This is a genomic window from Streptomyces sp. SID10853, assembly GCF_010548145.1.
Classification (GTDB): domain Bacteria; phylum Actinomycetota; class Actinomycetes; order Streptomycetales; family Streptomycetaceae; genus Streptomyces.
Genome location: NZ_JAAGLN010000001.1, coordinates 120838 through 137618, shown reverse-complemented (window position 1 = coordinate 137618; position 16781 = coordinate 120838). Strand labels below are relative to the sequence as shown.

Sequence of the window (16781 nt, the reverse complement as noted above, 5' to 3'; positions counted from 1 at the left end):
CGCCGCGTCACAACGTCACGACACTCCGAATTGCGCCTATTGAGCTGGTTTGGTGGCGTTGAGGGCTTCGTGATCGCCTATCGACGTCGCCGGGTACGGCTGACTCGAGCCGCCTTCGCCCGCTTCGCTGCGAAACGTACACCCCCAGGGCTCTCCCCCACCTCGACCCGAACCACTGTGGACAGCGGATCAACGATCCCCTCTCCGACCTGAACCACCGAGGTCTCGACGACGCCCAGCTTGCTCAGTGCTGCCCGTGCACCCTGAATTTCCTCTTCGGCGGTATCGCCCTTGAGTGCCAGCATCTCGCCGTACGGACGCAGCAGCGGCACACCCCACCCTGCAAGCCGGTCCAGCGGGGCAACCGCACGAGCCGTCACGACATGGACCGGTGGCAGCTTGCCCAGGACCTCTTCCGCCCGTCCCCGGACAACCGTCACATGGTCGAGCCCCAGCAGCTCCACGACCTCCTGCAGGAAATTGGTCCGCCGCAGCAGGGGCTCCAGCAACGTGATCTTCAGATCCCTGCGCACCAGGGCCAGCGGGATGCCCGGCAGTCCAGCACCGGAGCCCACATCGCAGACGGTCACTCCCTGAGGAACCACCTCTGACAGCACCGCACAGTTCAGCAGGTGCCGCTCCCAGAGCCTGGGCACCTCACGCGGGCCGATCAGCCCGCGCTTGACCCCCGCGTCCGCCAGCAGCTCCGCATACCGAACGACTTCCGGGAAGAACTCGCCGAAAACCGCATGCGCCACTTCCGGCGCCTGGGGGAGCTCCGCTGACTCCGTCACGGGGACCGTCCTTCCTTACCGCGATACCGCTTGGATGGCTGACAACAGGCTGACAAAGTTCGGCCCCGCCTGCGAACAGACGGGGCCGACAGAACAGTGCACCGGTCAGGCCGGAAGCACAACGACGAAGCGCTGTGGCTCCTCGCCCTCGGACTCGCTGCGCAGCCCGGCGGCAGCGATCGCGTCGTGCACCACCTTGCGCTCGAACGGCGTCATCGGGTCCAGCTTGACCGGCTCGCCGGAGCTCTTCACCTCGTCGGCAGCCTTGGCGCCCAGAGCGGCGAGCTCCTCACGCTTCTTGGCCCGGAAGCCCGCGATGTCCAGCATCAGCCGGCTGCGGTCCCCGGTCTCCCGGTGCACCGCGAGCCTGGTGAGCTCCTGGAGAGCCTCCAGCACCTCACCGTCGCGTCCCACGAGCTTCTGAAGGTCGCGGCTGCTCGCATCACTGATGATCGAGACCGCTGCACGGTCGGCCTCGACGTCCATATCGATGTCACCGTCGAGGTCCGCGATGTCGAGCAGACCCTCGAGGTAGTCCGCCGCGATCTCGCCTTCCTGCTCCAGCCGGCTCAGCGTGTCGCCCTCAGCGGCGGGGGAGGTGGTGGTGCCTTCCGTCACGGGATGGACTCCTTCTTACTTCTTGGACGGGTGCTTGGGGCGCTGCTGGCCCTTACGCTGCCCCGGCTTGGCTTGGCGTGCATTACGGGAAGCGGGCTTGGCATCCGGCTCGGAGTCCGCCTGCGGCTCGCTCTTGTCCAGCGAGGTCTTCTCGGAAGAACCATCGGTCGCCTTGGCGCCGCCGGGCTTCTCCGCCGCCTTCGCCCCACCGGTCTGCGCCTGGCCTGCCTGAGCAGCACCCGTCTGGCGCTTCGCCTTGGTCTGGCGCTTGGGCTGCTGACGCTTCGGCGCGGCCTCGGCCAGGCTCATGCCCTCGGCCTCGGCGGCCACAGCCGCGTCGCTCTTCTCCACGGTGCCGTCGGCCTGAGCCACGAGGCCGGACTTGCTCAGCGTGGTGATGAACTTACGCTCGGCGTCGTTGCGGTCCTTCGTCTCCTTGGACGCGATGCCCTTGATGATGTTGCGCTGGTGACGGGTACGCGTCGAACCATGTGCGATGAGGTGCTTCTGCATCCGCTCCAGCAGTCCGGCCTGCGCCTGGCTGCCCGGCGTCGGGTTGCGGTGGATCACGAACATCTGCTGACCCATGGTCCACACGTTGGTGGTGAGCCAGTACACGAGGACACCGACGGGGAAGTTGACACCCATCACGGCGAACATCAGCGGGAAGACGTACATCAGCATCTTCTGCTGCTGCATGAACGGCGTCTTGACGGACATGTCGACGTTCTTCGTCATCAGCTGGCGCTGCGTGTAGAACTGCGACGCCGACATCATGATGATCATGACCGCGGTGACGATACGGACGTCGGTCAGCGTGGCGCCGAGCGCTGCGACCTTGTCCGAGCTGTCCATGAACTTCGCCGCCAGCGGAGCGCCGAAGATGTGCGCCTTCTGCGCACTCTCCAGCAGCGGCTTGTCGATGTACCCCTTCGTCTGCCCGTTGGCGATGGCAGAGAGCACGTGGTACAGCGCGAAGAAGAACGGCGACTGCGCGATGATCGGCAGACACGAGGAGAGCGGGTTGGTGCCCGTCTCCTTGTACAGCTTCATCATCTCTTCGGACTGACGCTGCTTGTCGCTCTTGTAGCGCTCCTGGATCGCCTTCATCTTCGGCTGGAGCGCCTGCATGCCACGGGTCGACTTGATCTGCTTCACAAAGAGCGGGATCAGGCAGATCCGGATCAGGACCACCAGGGACACGATGGACAGGCCCCAGGCCCAGCCCGTGTCGGGACCGAAGATGGCTCCGTACAGCGAGTGGAACTGGACGATGACCCAGGAAACTGGGGTGGTGATAAAGCTGAACAGACTGGCAATCGTGTCCACTAATCAGGCTCCTTGAGCATTGGGCGAGGTCTCTGCGGCCGGGCCGGTCTCCTGACCGGAGTGCCCGCCCTTGCTTTTCCGCCACGCATTGCGCAGCAGTTCGTGCCAACGCGGACGTTTGCGCGGCGGAACGTGGTCCACGCCACCCGGCGACCAGGGGTTGCATCGCAGGATGCGCCAGGCCGTCAGTGCCGTTCCCTTCACCGCACCGTGCCGGTCGATAGCCGTATATCCGTAGTGGGAACACGACGGGTAGTACCTGCAGACAGGCCCGAGGAGCGGGCTGATCGTCCACTGGTACAACTTGATGAGAGCCAGCAGCGGGTACTTCATCGCGCGCCCCCTCCCAGTAGCCGCGCCAATGCGGCGTCCAGGTCTCGGGCCAGCTGTGCATGGTCGGCGGTGCCCGCGCCGGGCAGCGCCCGTACGACAACCAGGCTACCGGGGGGCAGCTGAGGGAGCCGATCGCGCACCAGATGGCGAAGCTTCCGCTTCACTGCGGTGCGGACGACCGCTCCGCCCACTGCTTTGCTTACGACGAAACCCGCACGTGTCGGGGGAGTGCTCTCCCCAGGCACATGCGGGTCCGTTGTACCGCTGCGTAGATGGACGACGAGCAACGGGCGACCGGCTCGGCGCCCTCGTCGTACTGCGGCTGCGAAGTCCTCGCGCCGCCTCAGCCGATTCTCGGTAGGCAGCACGTCATGACCTGTACGAGATCAGGCGGACAGGCGGGAGCGACCCTTGCCACGGCGGGTCGCCAGAATGGCGCGACCGGCGCGCGTACGCATACGGAGACGGAAACCGTGGGTCTTGGCGCGACGACGGTTGTTCGGCTGGAAGGTGCGCTTGCTCACTCGGGGGCTCCAGAAATGAATCGGGTGATGGCGGGACATCGCCTGGCTGTCACCGTGCGCCCACGAGTAGCTCGCGAATACGCCCGTGTGCACCGCTTCACGACCACAGATCGTGATCATTGCCCATCGGAGGCAGGCGGCAGCAGCCATCGACAACTCGACCTGGTCACGGTACGCGCGACTACGCCATCCGGTCAAACCGGCCCTTACAGCGGCCCCCACTGTGCACAGGCTGTGGACAACAACTTGAACCGCGTGGGTCGCCCTGACTACCTTGGCGGAACTCCCAAGTCTTTTTCCTGCCTGTCTTCACCCCCCGTCCCGAGAACCACACATTCGTGGGACCTGCGAGAGAGCGTGCCCCGTGGCTGACGTACCTGCCGATCTTGCCGCAGTGTGGCCACGAGTCCTCGAACGTCTCCTCGGCGAGGGCCAGCAAAATATCGAGCCCAAGGACAAGCAGTGGATCGAGCGCTGCCAGCCGCTGGCTCTCGTGGCGGACACCGCTCTTCTCGCCGTCCCCAATGAATGGGGCAAGCGGGTCCTCGAAGGCCGGCTGGCCCCCCTCATCAGCGAGACGCTGAGTCACGAATGCGGCCGCCCGATCCGGATCGCCATCACGGTGGACGACAGCATCGGTGATCCCGCGCAGCCGGCCCCGCCGATGCAGCAGCAACAGCAGCCCCGCTATCAGCACCCGCAGCACGACGAACCGCGGCACGGCGACACCTACGACGGATACAGCCACCGCCCGTCCGACGACGGGATGCCGACGGCCCGGCCCGCCTACCCGGACTATCAGCAGCAGCGCCCCGACCCGGGCGCCTGGCCGCGCACCCAGGAGGACCTCTCCTGGCAGCAGCCCAGACTCGGTGGCTTCCAGGAGCGCGACCCCTATACCGGCCCGCGCTCACAGCCGCAGCACGACTACCGGCAGCAGGACCGCCAGCAGTACGAGCAGCAGCGCCCCGAACGTCATGATCTCCGCGACCCCCAGTCGTCGCAGCGCCACCTGCCGGCGCCCAGCGGAGCGCCGGGGCCACTGGCCGCACAGCCCGCTCCGGCGCCCGGCCCGGGTGAGCCGCAGGCGCGGCTGAACCCCAAGTACCTCTTCGACACCTTCGTCATCGGCGCGTCGAACCGTTTCGCGCACGCGGCCGCCGTCGCTGTCGCCGAGGCGCCGGCCAAGGCGTACAACCCGCTGTTCATCTACGGGGAGTCCGGTCTCGGCAAGACCCACCTGCTGCATGCCATCGGGCACTACGCGCGGAGCCTCTACCCGGGGACCCGGGTGCGGTACGTGAGCTCGGAGGAGTTCACCAACGAGTTCATCAACTCGATCCGTGACGGCAAGGGTGACACCTTCCGCAAGCGATACCGCGATGTCGACATCCTCCTCGTCGACGACATCCAGTTCCTGGCGAGCAAGGAGTCGACGCAGGAGGAGTTCTTCCACACCTTCAACACGCTGCACAACGCCAACAAGCAGATCGTGCTCTCCTCCGACCGGCCGCCCAAGCAGCTGGTGACCCTGGAGGACCGGCTGCGCAACCGGTTCGAGTGGGGCCTCACCACCGATGTGCAGCCTCCGGAGCTGGAGACGCGGATCGCGATCCTCCGCAAGAAGGCGGTCCAGGAGCAGCTCAACGCCCCGCCGGAAGTACTCGAGTTCATCGCCTCCCGCATCTCGCGCAACATCCGCGAGCTGGAGGGGGCGCTGATCCGCGTGACGGCGTTCGCCTCGCTCAACCGCCAGCCGGTCGATCTCGGGCTCACCGAGATCGTGCTGAAGGACCTGATCCCCGGCGGTGAGGACGCGGCCCCGGAAATCACCGCGAGCGCCATCATGGCGGCGACGGCCGACTACTTCGGGCTGACCATCGAGGACCTCTGCGGATCCTCGCGCAGCCGCGTGCTGGTGACGGCGCGGCAGATCGCCATGTACCTCTGCCGTGAACTCACGGACCTCTCACTGCCCAAGATCGGGGCGCAGTTCGGCGGCCGGGACCATACGACAGTGATGCACGCGGACCGGAAGATCCGGGCGCTGATGGCCGAGCGGCGCTCCATCTACAACCAGGTCACGGAGCTCACCAACCGCATCAAGAACGGCTGACCGGGCGGCTTCCAGCACCTTCGGAGGGCGCCCCGGGACTCGAGTCCCGGGGCGCCCTCCGCTGTTCCGCAGCGTTCGCCGTGTGTTCCCCGGACCGACGCTGTTCGAATACCGGGCCGCACGCGTATGTTCTCCACAGAATTGAGGGTGTGAGGCCGTCCACACCCTGGGGACTGATCAGTTGTCCAGATTGTGTCCACAGGGGCGGCGCCTGAGACTCCATCAGGCCAGGTCAGACGGTTGTGGATTTGTGGCCAACCGCCGTCCACAGGCTGTGGACGGATTTTTCTTCCACAGCCCTGGGGATTCGTTGTCCACCGGCGGCCCACAGGCAGGGCGCTGTTGTCCCCAGCTTCTCCACACCCTTGTCCACTGTTCGGCAACGAAACACCCGCGGTCACCGGGTCGAGTGAAAGCCGTCACACCAAGGTGGTTGGTTGGGCTGTGGGCAAGGTGGGTAAAGCTGGGGACGGAGCTGGGGAGAAGTGGCCCTCTCCTGTGCACCGGGTGTGCAGAACTTTTCGCCGTCCACAGAGCCGGGCACTTTTGCACCGGCTCCGCCCACAGGCACGGTGGACAAAAAACCGCCTCTGAGCTGGGCAAACGGGGTTATCCACGGTTTCCACAGCCCCTACTACTACTGCCCCCTAGAGTTACCGGGGAATTGGCTTCGAAGTGGGCGCTGTGCACAACTTGCCGCCGGAGCCCCTGGTGCCGCTCGGCGCGACTTGACCCCGACGCGCACCGACTGTCGGCGGCGTACGTCAGACTGGTCCCCGGCGAGAAGCCGACGACGAAGGCCAGCAGGGCGAGCGAGCAACAGCAGGAGGCGGTTCCGGTGAAGATCCGGGTGGAGCGCGATGTACTCGCGGAGGCGGTGGCCTGGGCGGCCCGCAGCCTTCCGGCCCGTCCGCCGGTGCCCGTTCTTGCGGGCCTGCTGCTCAAGGCCGAGGAAGGCGCACTGAGCCTCTCCGGCTTCGACTACGAGGTCTCGGCGCGGGTCTCGGTGGACGCGGAGATCGAGGAGCAGGGCACCGTCCTCGTCTCGGGCCGGCTGCTCGCCGACATCTGCCGTTCCCTCCCCAACCGTCCGGTGGAGATCTCCACGGACGGGGTCCGGGCGACTGTGGTCTGCGGCTCTTCCCGGTTCACACTCCACACCCTCCCTGTGGAGGAGTACCCGGCGCTGCCGCAGATGCCGACCGCGACCGGCACCGTCCCCGGTGAGGTCTTCGCCTCCGCCGCGGCCCAGGTGGCCATCGCGGCGGGCCGTGACGACACGCTTCCTGTCCTCACCGGCGTACGGATCGAGATCGAGGGCGACCGGGTCACCTTGGCGTCCACCGACCGCTACCGCTTCGCGGTCCGCGAGTTCCTGTGGAAGCCGGAGGACCCGGAGGCGTCCGCGGTCGCGCTGGTGCCCGCCAAGACGCTCCTGGACACCGCCAAGTCGCTGACCAGCGGTGACACCGTGACGCTCGCACTGTCCGGGTCCGGCGCCGGTGAGGGTCTGATCGGTTTCGAGGGGGCGGGCCGGCGTACGACCACGCGGCTGCTCGAAGGCGACCTGCCGAAGTACCGGACGCTCTTCCCGACCGAGTTCAACTCGATCGCCGTGATCGAGACGCCCGCGTTCGTCGAGGCCGTCAAGCGTGTCTCCCTCGTGGCCGAGCGGAACACCCCGGTGCGGCTGAGCTTCGAGCAGGGCGTGCTGATCCTGGAGGCCGGATCGAGCGACGACGCACAGGCTGTGGAGCGGGTGGACGCCAAGCTCGACGGCGACGACATCTCGATCGCCTTCAACCCGACCTTCCTGCTGGACGGTCTGAGCGCGATCGACTCCCCCGTCGCCCAGCTCTCCTTCACGACGTCGACCAAGCCCGCGCTGCTCAGCGGCCGGCCCGCTCTCGACGCCGAGGCCGACGACGCCTACAAGTACCTGATCATGCCGGTGCGCCTGTCGGGCTGAGCCGTTCGCGGCCGTACGTCTGAGCGGCTTACCCCGCAGGTGTGTACCCGGGTCCCGGCGTACGCTCGGACGCGGGTACGAAACGCCACCACGTCACTAAGGATCTTCTGATGGAGCTCGGTCTCGTCGGCCTCGGCAAGATGGGCGGGAACATGCGCGAGCGCATCCGCCGCGCTGGCCACACCGTCATCGGTTACGACCGCAACGCGGACGTAGCCGATGTCCACAGCCTGGAAGAGCTTGTGGGCAAGCTCAAGGGCCCCCGCGTCGTGTGGGTCATGGTCCCGGCAGGTGCCGCGACCCAGTCCACCGTCGACGAGCTGGCCGACCTGCTGTCCCCGGGCGATGTCGTCGTGGACGGCGGGAACTCGCGCTGGACCGATGACGAGAAGCACGCGGTCGAGCTGGGCATCAAGGGCATCGGCTTCGTCGACTGCGGTGTCTCCGGTGGCGTCTGGGGCCTGGAGAACGGCTATGCGCTGATGTACGGCGGCGACGCCGAGAACGTCGCGAAGGTGCAGCCGGTCTTCGATGCCCTCAAGCCCGAGGGGGAGTTCGGCTCGGTCCACGCGGGCAAGGTCGGCGCCGGCCACTTCGCCAAGATGGTCCACAACGGCATCGAGTACGCCATGATGCAGGCGTACGCCGAGGGCTGGGAGCTCCTGGAGAAGGTCGACTCCGTCACCGATGTGCGCGAGGTCTTCCGCTCCTGGCAGGAGGGCACGGTCATCCGTTCCTGGCTGCTCGACCTCGCGGTCAATGCCCTGGACGACGACGAGCACCTCGACCAGCTCCGTGGTTTCGCCGCCGATTCGGGCGAAGGACGCTGGACGGTCGAGGCGGCCATCGACAACGCTGTTCCGCTGCCCGCGATCACCGCGTCGCTCTTCGCCCGCTTCGCTTCGCGCCAGGACGACTCTCCCCAGATGAAGATGATCGCCGCGCTGCGCAACCAGTTCGGTGGCCACGCGGTCGAGAACAAGAAGTAAGCCAGCAGCAGGGAAGGTCGGCGCACGGTCATGCATGTCACGCATCTGTCGCTGGCCGACTTCCGCTCGTACGCCCGGGTCGAGGTGCCTCTCGATCCGGGCGTCACTGCGTTCGTGGGGGCCAACGGCCAGGGCAAGACCAACCTCGTCGAGGCGGTCGGCTATCTGGCCACGCTCGGCAGCCACCGGGTGTCCTCCGATGCGCCGCTGGTACGGATGGGCGCCGAGCGGGCGGTGATCCGGGCCGCGGTCACCCAGGGCGAGCGGTCTCAGCTCGTGGAGCTCGAACTCAATCCGGGCCGTGCCAACAGGGCACGGATCAACAGGTCTTCGCAGGTCAAGCCGCGCGATGTGCTGGGCATCATCAGGACCGTGCTCTTCGCGCCCGAGGATCTGGCCCTGATCAAGGGCGACCCGGGTGAGCGCCGGCGGTTTCTGGATGAGCTGATCACGGCGCGTTCGCCGCGGATGGCCGGTGTGCGCTCCGACTACGAGCGGGTGCTGAAGCAGCGCAACACGCTGCTGAAGTCCGCGGCGATGGCCCGCAGGCACGGCGGCAGGTCCATGGACATGTCCACACTCGATGTGTGGGACCAGCATCTGGGGCGGGTGGGCGCCGAGTTGCTGGCCCAGCGGCTCGATCTGATCGCGGCGTTGCAGCCGCTGGCCGACAAGGCGTACGAGCAGGTGGCGCCGGGTGGCGGCCCGGTGGTGCTGGAGTACCGGAGCTCACTGGGCGAGGGGATCGAGGCGGCCCAGTCGAAGGACGAGCTGTACGAGCAGCTGATCTCCGCGCTGGTGGAGGTGCGCAAGCAGGAAATCGAGCGGGGAGTGACCCTGGTCGGCCCGCACCGTGACGACCTGGTGCTGAAGCTCGGTCGGCTGCCCGCCAAGGGGTATGCGAGCCACGGCGAGTCCTGGTCGTATGCGCTGGCGCTGCGCCTGGCGTCGTACGACCTGCTGCGGACCGAGGGCAATGAGCCGGTGCTGGTGCTGGACGACGTCTTCGCGGAGCTGGATGTGCGGCGCAGGGAGCGGCTTGCCGAGCTGGTGGCGCCGGGGGAACAGGTACTGGTGACGGCGGCGGTGGACGACGATGTGCCGGGCGTCCTCGCGGGCGTGCGGTTCGCGGTCTCGGAGGGCGCGGTGGACCGGGTATGACCGGGGCACCCCTCCCGGGCGAGGACAGCGGCGGACCGTCCCGCGGTTCCGAGGAGTCACCGGCTTCCGGGCTTCCGGGGCCCGAGCAGGCCAAGGTCCCCGAGTCATCCGGCATTGACCTGGCGCGAGTCGCGCTGCGGGCGGCCAAGGAGCAGGCGAAGGCCCGGGGTGCGGCGGCGCAGCAGAAGAAGCAGGCCAAGCGTGGTGGACTGCGCTCGGGTGCGCGGGCGGACGGGCGCGACCCTCTGCCGCTCGGCGCCGCGATCAACCGGCTGATCACGGAGCGTGGCTGGGAGACACCGGCCGCGGTGGGCGGGGTGATGGGCCGCTGGCCGCAGATCGTGGGCGAGGATCTCGCGAACCACTGTGTTCCCCAGCGCTACGACGAGGACGCCCGCGTACTGACCGTTCAGTGCGATTCGACGGCCTGGGCGACGCAGCTGAGGCTGCTGGCGCCGCAACTGGTGGCGCGGCTGAACGCTGATCTGGGGCACGGCACGGTGAAGCTGCTGAAGGTTCTCGGCCCGGGCGGGCCGCCCCGGCGTTTCGGTCCGCTCCGGGCGCCCGGGAGCAAGGGGCCCGGCGACACGTACGGCTGATGCCGGAGAGCGGTCCTTGGTGGCGCTTCTGTGCCAAGAGCCCATGCGAATTCGACCGGAATGTGTGCTGTTTCACGTGAAACAGCACACAGCGGGGTCGTGCGGTATGGAGGACTGCCCGAAGAGCGTCCCTCACCGTAGTGGGAGGTTGACAGCCCGAGGCGCTGAAAGCCCGTGTGAGCCTCTTGGAGCCCCTTCCTGGATATGGGGAGTCGTTCGGCGCCGGTTCAGGGCGGCACATGTGGACTCAGGTACCGGCAAACCCCCATTGATGTCTGCGCTACCGGTAGACTGAGAGACAATCCCGCCACTCGCGGAACATGTCGAACGACGCAGCCGCTCCTGCCTGCCCTGGAGAGGCCTGTGCTGTGCCAGAAAGGGCGCTTCGTGGCCGATTCCGGCAACCCCAATGAGATCCCCCCGTCCACTGTCGGTGAGAACGGCGAGGTAACCGCCTCGTACGACGCCAGCGCGATCACTGTCCTTGAGGGGCTGGACGCGGTCCGCAAGCGGCCCGGCATGTACATCGGCTCGACCGGTGAGCGCGGACTCCATCATCTGGTGTACGAGGTCGTCGACAACTCCGTCGACGAGGCCCTGGCCGGGCACGCGGACACCATCGATGTCACGATCCTTGCCGATGGTGGGGTGCGCGTGGTCGACAACGGCCGCGGTATCCCGGTCGATATCGTGCCCTCGGAGAACAAGCCTGCCGTCGAGGTCGTTCTGACCGTGCTGCACGCCGGCGGCAAGTTCGGCGGCGGCGGCTACGCCGTCTCCGGTGGTCTGCACGGTGTGGGTGTGTCTGTCGTCAACGCGCTCTCCGCCAAGGTCGCGGTGGACGTCAAGCGTGACGGCTACCGCTGGACGCAGGACTACAAGCTCGGTGTCCCGACGGCGCCGCTGGCCCGTAACGGGGCGACGGAGGAGAGCGGCACCACCGTCACCTTCTGGGCCGACGGGGACATCTTCGAGACGACCGAGTACTCCTTCGAGACGCTGTCGCGGCGTTTCCAGGAGATGGCGTTCCTCAACAAGGGCCTCACTCTGACGTTGACCGACGAGCGCGAGTCGGCGAAGGCCACCGCGGGCGCGGACACCGTGGGCGAGGTCGCGGAGGACGAGCAGGTCCGCACGGTCACGTACCACTACGAGGGCGGCATCGTCGACTTCGTGAAGTACCTCAACTCGCGCAAGGGTGAGCTCATCCACCCGACCGTGATCGATGTCGAGGCCGAGGACAAGGAGCGTCTCCTCTCGGCCGAGATCGCGATGCAGTGGAACTCGCAGTACAGCGAGGGCGTGTACTCCTTCGCGAACACGATCCACACGCATGAGGGCGGGACTCACGAAGAGGGCTTCCGGGCCGCGCTGACGGGCCTGGTCAACCGGTACGCGCGCGAGAAGAAGCTGCTGCGCGAGAAGGACGACAACCTCTCCGGCGAGGACATCCGCGAGGGCCTGACGGCGATCATCTCGGTGAAGCTGGGCGAGCCGCAGTTCGAGGGCCAGACGAAGACCAAGCTGGGCAACACGGAGGCGAAGACCTTCGTGCAGAAGGTCGTCTACGAGCACCTCACGGACTGGTTCGACCGGAACCCGAACGAGGCCGTGGACATCATCCGCAAGGCCATCCAGGCGCAGACGGCCCGGGTCGCGGCACGTAAGGCGCGCGACCTGACCCGGCGGAAGGGCCTCCTGGAGAGCGCCTCGCTGCCGGGAAAGCTGAGCGACTGCCAGTCCAACGACCCGACGAAGTGCGAGATCTTCATCGTCGAGGGTGACTCCGCCGGTGGCTCGGCGAAGTCCGGGCGTAACCCGATGTACCAGGCGATCCTGCCGATCCGAGGCAAGATCCTGAACGTCGAGAAGGCGCGGATCGACAAGATCCTCCAGAACACCGAGGTCCAGGCGCTGATCTCGGCGTTCGGTACCGGGGTCCACGAGGACTTCGACATCGAGAAGCTGCGCTATCACAAGATCATTCTCATGGCGGACGCCGACGTCGACGGTCAGCACATCAACACGCTGCTGCTGACGTTCCTCTTCCGGTTCATGCGGCCGCTCGTCGAGGCCGGGCACGTGTATCTGTCGCGCCCCCCGCTGTTCAAGATCAAGTGGGGCCGGGACGACTTCGAGTACGCGTACTCGGACACGGAGCGGGATGCTCTGGTCGAGCTCGGCAAGCGGAGCGGCAAGCGCGTCAGGGACGACTCGATCCAGCGATTCAAGGGTCTCGGTGAGATGAACGCCGAGGAACTGCGCATCACCACGATGGACGTGGACCACCGGGTGCTCGGCCAGGTGACTCTGGACGACGCGGCACAGGCCGACGATCTGTTCTCGGTGCTGATGGGCGAGGACGTCGAGGCACGGCGCTCGTTCATCCAGCGCAACGCCAAGGACGTTCGGTTCCTCGACATCTGAGTCGGTCTTGGCTGACCGCACTGAAAGGACTTTGACCAGCAATGGCCGACGAGAATTCCCCTGTGATGCCCGAACAGCCGCCCGCTGTCCCCGGGATCGGTATGCGTGTCGAGCCGGTGGGGCTCGAAACGGAGATGCAGCGCTCGTACCTCGACTACGCGATGTCCGTCATCGTGTCGCGTGCGCTGCCGGACGTACGGGACGGTCTGAAGCCCGTCCATCGCCGGGTGCTGTACGCGATGTACGACGGCGGCTACCGGCCCGAGAAGGGCTTCTACAAGTGTGCCCGTGTCGTCGGTGACGTCATGGGTACCTACCACCCGCACGGTGACTCCTCGATCTACGACGCCCTGGTCAGGCTGGCCCAGCACTGGTCGATGCGTATGCCGCTGGTGGACTCGAACGGGAACTTCGGCTCTCCCGGTAACGACCCGGCCGCCGCCATGCGGTACACCGAGTGCAAGATGATGCCCCTGTCCATGGAGATGGTCAGGGACATCGACGAGGAGACCGTCGACCTCCAGGACAACTACGACGGCCGTAACCAGGAGCCGGTGGTTCTCCCGGCCAGGTTCCCGAACTTGCTGGTCAACGGCTCCGCGGGGATCGCGGTCGGTATGGCCACCAACATCCCTCCGCACAATCTGCGCGAGGTGGCGGCCGGCGCCCAGTGGTATCTGGAGAACCCGGACGCCTCGCACGAGGACCTTCTGGACGCTCTGCTGGAACGCATCAAGGGCCCCGACTTCCCGACCGGCGCGCTGGTCGTGGGGCGCAAGGGCATCGAGGAGGCGTACCGCACAGGGCGCGGCTCCATCACGATGCGCGCGGTGGTCGCGGTCGAGGAGATCCAGAACCGCCAGTGCCTCGTGGTCACGGAGCTTCCGTACCAGACCAACCCGGACAATCTCGCGCAGAAGATCGCCGACCTGGTGAAGGACGGCAAGATCGGCGGGATCGCCGATGTGCGGGACGAGACCTCCTCGCGTACGGGGCAGCGTCTGGTCGTCGTGCTGAAGCGGGACGCGGTCGCCAAGGTCGTGCTGAACAACCTCTACAAGCACACCGATCTCCAGTCGAACTTCAGCGCCAACATGCTGGCGCTGGTCGACGGCGTACCGCGCACGCTGTCGATCGACGCGTTCATCCGCCACTGGGTGACGCACCAGATCGAGGTCATCGTCCGGCGCACCAGGTTCCGGTTGCGCAAGGCCGAGGAGCGCGCCCACATCCTGCGTGGTCTGCTCAAGGCACTGGACGCGATCGACGAGGTCATCGCGCTGATCCGGCGCAGCCAGACGGTCGATGTCGCGCGCGAGGGCCTGATGGGCCTGCTGGAGATCGACGAGATCCAGGCGAACGCGATCCTGGAGATGCAGCTGCGCCGACTGGCCGCTCTGGAGCACCAGAAGATCACCGCCGAGTTCAACGAGCTTCAGGCGAAGATCAACGAGTACAACGCGATCCTGGTCTCGCCCGAGCGTCAGCGGCAGATCGTCAGTGAGGAACTGGCGGTCATCGTCGACAAGTTCGGCGACGACCGGCGCTCCAAGCTGGTTCCCTTCGACGGTGACATGTCCATCGAGGACCTGATCGCCGAGGAGGACATTGTCGTCACCATCACGAACGGTGGTTACGTCAAGCGCACCAAGACCGAGGACTACCGCTCGCAGAAGCGCGGCGGCAAGGGCGTGCGGGGCACCAAGCTGAAGCAGGACGACATCGTCGCCCACTTCTTCGTCTCGACGACCCACCACTGGCTGCTGTTCTTCACGAACAAGGGACGGGTGTACCGGGCGAAGGCGTACGAACTCCCGGACGCGGGCCGTGATGCGCGCGGCCAGCACGTCGCCAACCTGCTGGCGTTCCAGCCGGACGAGCAGATCGCGCAGATCCTGGCGATCCGTGACTACGACGCGGCGCCGTATCTGATCCTGGCCACCAAGGGCGGCCTGGTGAAGAAGACACCGCTCAAGGACTACGACTCGCCCCGCTCGGGTGGCGTCATCGCGATCAACCTTCGGGAGACCCCGGACGGCAGCGACGACGAGCTGATCGGCGCCGAGTTGGTGTCGGCCGAAGACGATCTGCTGCTGGTCAGCAGGAAGGCCCAGTCGATCCGGTTCACGGCGACGGACGACACTCTGCGCCCGATGGGACGTGCGACATCCGGTGTCAAGGGCATGAGTTTCCGCGAGGGCGACGAACTGCTCTCGATGAATGTCGTCAGGCCGGGTACTTTCGTGTTCACTGCCACTGACGGCGGGTACGCCAAGCGGACCCTCGTCGACGAGTACCGCGTCCAGGGCCGCGGCGGTCTGGGTATCAAGGCCGCCAAGATCGTGGAGGACCGGGGCTCGCTGGTCGGTGCGCTGGTGGTGGAGAGTACGGATGAAATCCTGGCCATCACGCTCGGCGGTGGTGTGATTCGTACGCGAGTCAATGAAGTCAGGGAGACGGGCCGTGACACCATGGGCGTCCAACTGATCAACCTGGGCAAGCGCGATGCCGTGGTCGGCATCGCTCGCAACGCCGAGGCCGGCCGAGAGGCCGAAGAGATTGACGCGGTCGACGGCGATGCGGATGCGGATGCGGTCGACGGTGGTTCGGTCGAAGCTGACACGGTCGAAGCGGTAGTCGAAGGCACCGAGCCTTCGACTGGGGAGCACGAGGAGTAGAACGTGAGTGGAGCCACGGGCGACGGAGCGGCCGCTTCCGGAGCTGGAGCACGCAGTGCCCGTGGCCCAGCCGCGGACTCTCAAGGGGGAACGGTGACGGACACGCGTGGGGCGCAGCCGCAGCCGCAGTATGAGTCGCAGCCGTACCAGCCTCCGCAGGCGTACCCGACGCCGGTCGGCGGCCCGCAGGGCCGTCCGCGTACGGCCGGTGCCGGTACGCAGGCGGGGGTGCGGCGTCCGCGTACCGGGGCACGTACGACGCCTCGCACGCGGAAGGCTCGGCTGCGGGTGGCCAAGGCCGATCCCTGGTCGGTCATGAAGGTCAGTTTCCTGCTGTCCATCGCATTGGGCGTCTGCACCATCGTGGCCGCCGCTGTGCTGTGGATGGTCATGGATGCCATGGGCGTCTTCTCGACCGTGGGCGGGACGATCAGTGAGGCCACCGGTTCAAGTGACGGCAGCGGCTTCGATCTTCAGTCGTTCCTCTCGCTGCCGCGTGTGCTGCTGTTCACGTCGGTCATCGCGGTGATCGATGTGGTGCTGGCCACAGCGCTGGCGACGCTGGGCGCCTTCATCTACAACCTGTCGGCCGGGTTTGTGGGCGGCGTCGAGCTGACCCTCGCCGAGGACGAGTAGCGGCTCGGCTATCGATTTTGGGACTGGCCCTGGAGTGCGCTAATCTTCAGGGGCAGCGCGGGGCTATAGCTCAGTTGGTTAGAGCGCATCCCTGATAAGGATGAGGCCACAGGTTCAAATCCTGTTAGCCCCACCGCGAAGGTCGGCCCGGACGGTTTTACCGTCCGGGCCGACTGCATTACCGGGCCTGATAGTTGGATGGGAACTAGGTCACCGATCGGTATCGGCCGGTGTGTATAGTCGGGCGCCAGAAGTCCCTTACGTCAAGGAAAGACGAGGTCGCGCGGTGAAGAAGCTTCTCCTGGTCGCACTGGCTGCCATCGGCGGGCTCCTCGTGTACCGCCAGATCCAGGCGGATCGCGCCGAGCAGGATCTGTGGACGGAGGCGACTGACTCCGTGCCCGCAGGTTCGGGTGTGTGAGACACAGCGTCTTGAATGCAGGGCCCCGATCGCTTTTTTGCGATCGGGGCCCTGCTGCGTTTCAGATGGGCTGTCCCGGGAGTGGGAGCCGGCCCCGCCGCCGGTGTTTCACGTGGAACAACCACTGGGTGACAGAAGAGACCCCGCGGGAACGGCCGCGACGATTCAGCTGTGCACGCAGACAATG

At 66.7% G+C, this 16781-nt stretch carries 15 protein-coding genes and 1 tRNA gene; 10 read left to right on the top strand and 6 right to left on the bottom strand.

The window, feature by feature from the left end:
* Positions 1–77: 77 nt before the first annotated feature.
* The 6 genes from rsmG to rpmH form a co-directional block, all read right to left on the bottom strand.
* Positions 78–794 (bottom strand): 16S rRNA (guanine(527)-N(7))-methyltransferase RsmG, encoded by a 717-nt coding sequence (rsmG, locus tag G3I19_RS00650; RefSeq protein WP_164258237.1) that lies wholly within the window; start codon positions 792–794, stop codon positions 78–80.
* A 105-nt stretch (positions 795–899) separates the two neighbouring features.
* Positions 900–1412 carry a R3H domain-containing nucleic acid-binding protein gene (locus G3I19_RS00645; protein WP_164258235.1) on the bottom strand — a complete coding sequence of 171 codons (513 nt, stop codon included), beginning with the start codon at positions 1410–1412 and terminating at the stop codon, positions 900–902.
* 15 nt (positions 1413–1427) lie between these two features.
* Positions 1428–2741: a membrane protein insertase YidC gene (gene yidC, locus G3I19_RS00640; protein ID WP_164258233.1), complete on the bottom strand. Its 1314-nt coding sequence runs from the start codon at positions 2739–2741 to the stop codon at positions 1428–1430.
* 3 nt (positions 2742–2744) lie between these two features.
* Entirely contained in the window at positions 2745–3074 is a 330-nt protein-coding gene (gene yidD, locus G3I19_RS00635) for a membrane protein insertion efficiency factor YidD (protein ID WP_164258231.1), read from the bottom strand.
* Positions 3071–3442, bottom strand: a complete 372-nt coding sequence (gene rnpA / locus G3I19_RS00630) for a ribonuclease P protein component (protein ID WP_164258230.1) — start codon at positions 3440–3442, stop codon at positions 3071–3073. Before rnpA ends, yidD begins: the two co-directional genes overlap by 4 nt.
* An 18-nt stretch (positions 3443–3460) precedes the next feature.
* Positions 3461–3598 carry a 50S ribosomal protein L34 gene (gene rpmH / locus G3I19_RS00625; RefSeq protein WP_030990579.1) on the bottom strand — a complete coding sequence of 46 codons (138 nt, stop codon included), beginning with the start codon at positions 3596–3598 and terminating at the stop codon, positions 3461–3463.
* 364 nt (positions 3599–3962) lie between these two features.
* Here rpmH and dnaA point away from each other — a divergent pair, with 364 nt between their 5' ends.
* The 10 genes from dnaA (at position 3963) to G3I19_RS37165 (ending at position 16594) form a co-directional block, all read left to right on the top strand.
* Positions 3963–5714, top strand: a complete 1752-nt coding sequence (gene dnaA, locus G3I19_RS00620; protein ID WP_164258228.1) for a chromosomal replication initiator protein DnaA — start codon at positions 3963–3965, stop codon at positions 5712–5714.
* Positions 5715–6552: 838 nt separating this feature from the next.
* Positions 6553–7683, top strand: a complete 1131-nt coding sequence (dnaN, locus tag G3I19_RS00615; protein ID WP_164258225.1) for a DNA polymerase III subunit beta — start codon at positions 6553–6555, stop codon at positions 7681–7683.
* A 110-nt stretch (positions 7684–7793) separates the two neighbouring features.
* On the top strand, positions 7794–8672 hold the full coding sequence (gnd, locus tag G3I19_RS00610) for a phosphogluconate dehydrogenase (NAD(+)-dependent, decarboxylating) (protein ID WP_164258223.1): 879 nt from the start codon (positions 7794–7796) through the stop codon (positions 8670–8672).
* Between the two features lie 30 nt (positions 8673–8702).
* Positions 8703–9833 (top strand): DNA replication/repair protein RecF, encoded by a 1131-nt coding sequence (recF, locus tag G3I19_RS00605; protein ID WP_164258221.1) that lies wholly within the window; start codon positions 8703–8705, stop codon positions 9831–9833.
* Positions 9830–10432: a DciA family protein gene (locus G3I19_RS00600; RefSeq protein WP_164258219.1), complete on the top strand. Its 603-nt coding sequence runs from the start codon at positions 9830–9832 to the stop codon at positions 10430–10432. The genes recF and G3I19_RS00600 overlap by 4 nt, the downstream gene beginning before the upstream one ends.
* A gap of 363 nt (positions 10433–10795) precedes the next feature.
* The gene (gene gyrB, locus G3I19_RS00595; protein ID WP_164258217.1) at positions 10796–12859 is read left to right on the top strand and encodes a DNA topoisomerase (ATP-hydrolyzing) subunit B; all 2064 of its coding nucleotides are present in this window, start codon (positions 10796–10798) and stop codon (positions 12857–12859) included.
* Between the two features lie 41 nt (positions 12860–12900).
* Positions 12901–15537, top strand: coding sequence for a DNA gyrase subunit A (gene gyrA, locus G3I19_RS00590; RefSeq protein ID WP_164258215.1), 2637 nt, complete (start codon positions 12901–12903; stop codon positions 15535–15537).
* Between the two features lie 3 nt (positions 15538–15540).
* Complete coding sequence (locus G3I19_RS00585; RefSeq protein ID WP_343234940.1) at positions 15541–16173, top strand: DUF3566 domain-containing protein; 633 nt, start codon at positions 15541–15543, stop codon at positions 16171–16173.
* 59 nt (positions 16174–16232) lie between these two features.
* Positions 16233–16306 (top strand) — tRNA-Ile (locus G3I19_RS00580).
* 153 nt (positions 16307–16459) lie between these two features.
* A complete protein-coding gene (locus G3I19_RS37165) occupies positions 16460–16594 on the top strand; it encodes a DLW-39 family protein (RefSeq protein ID WP_003958712.1) in 135 nt (44 codons plus the stop codon).
* Positions 16595–16781 lie beyond the last annotated feature (187 nt).

Coding starts and splice junctions, on each gene's coding strand:
- yidD (WP_164258231.1), bottom strand. CDS start 3,074: ATGAAGTACCCGCTGCTGGCTCTCATCAAGTTGTACCAGTGGACGATC.
- gnd (WP_164258223.1), top strand. CDS start 7,794: ATGGAGCTCGGTCTCGTCGGCCTCGGCAAGATGGGCGGGAACATGCGC.
- recF (WP_164258221.1), top strand. CDS start 8,703: ATGCATGTCACGCATCTGTCGCTGGCCGACTTCCGCTCGTACGCCCGG.
- G3I19_RS00600 (WP_164258219.1), top strand. CDS start 9,830: ATGACCGGGGCACCCCTCCCGGGCGAGGACAGCGGCGGACCGTCCCGC.
- gyrA (WP_164258215.1), top strand. CDS start 12,901: ATGGCCGACGAGAATTCCCCTGTGATGCCCGAACAGCCGCCCGCTGTC.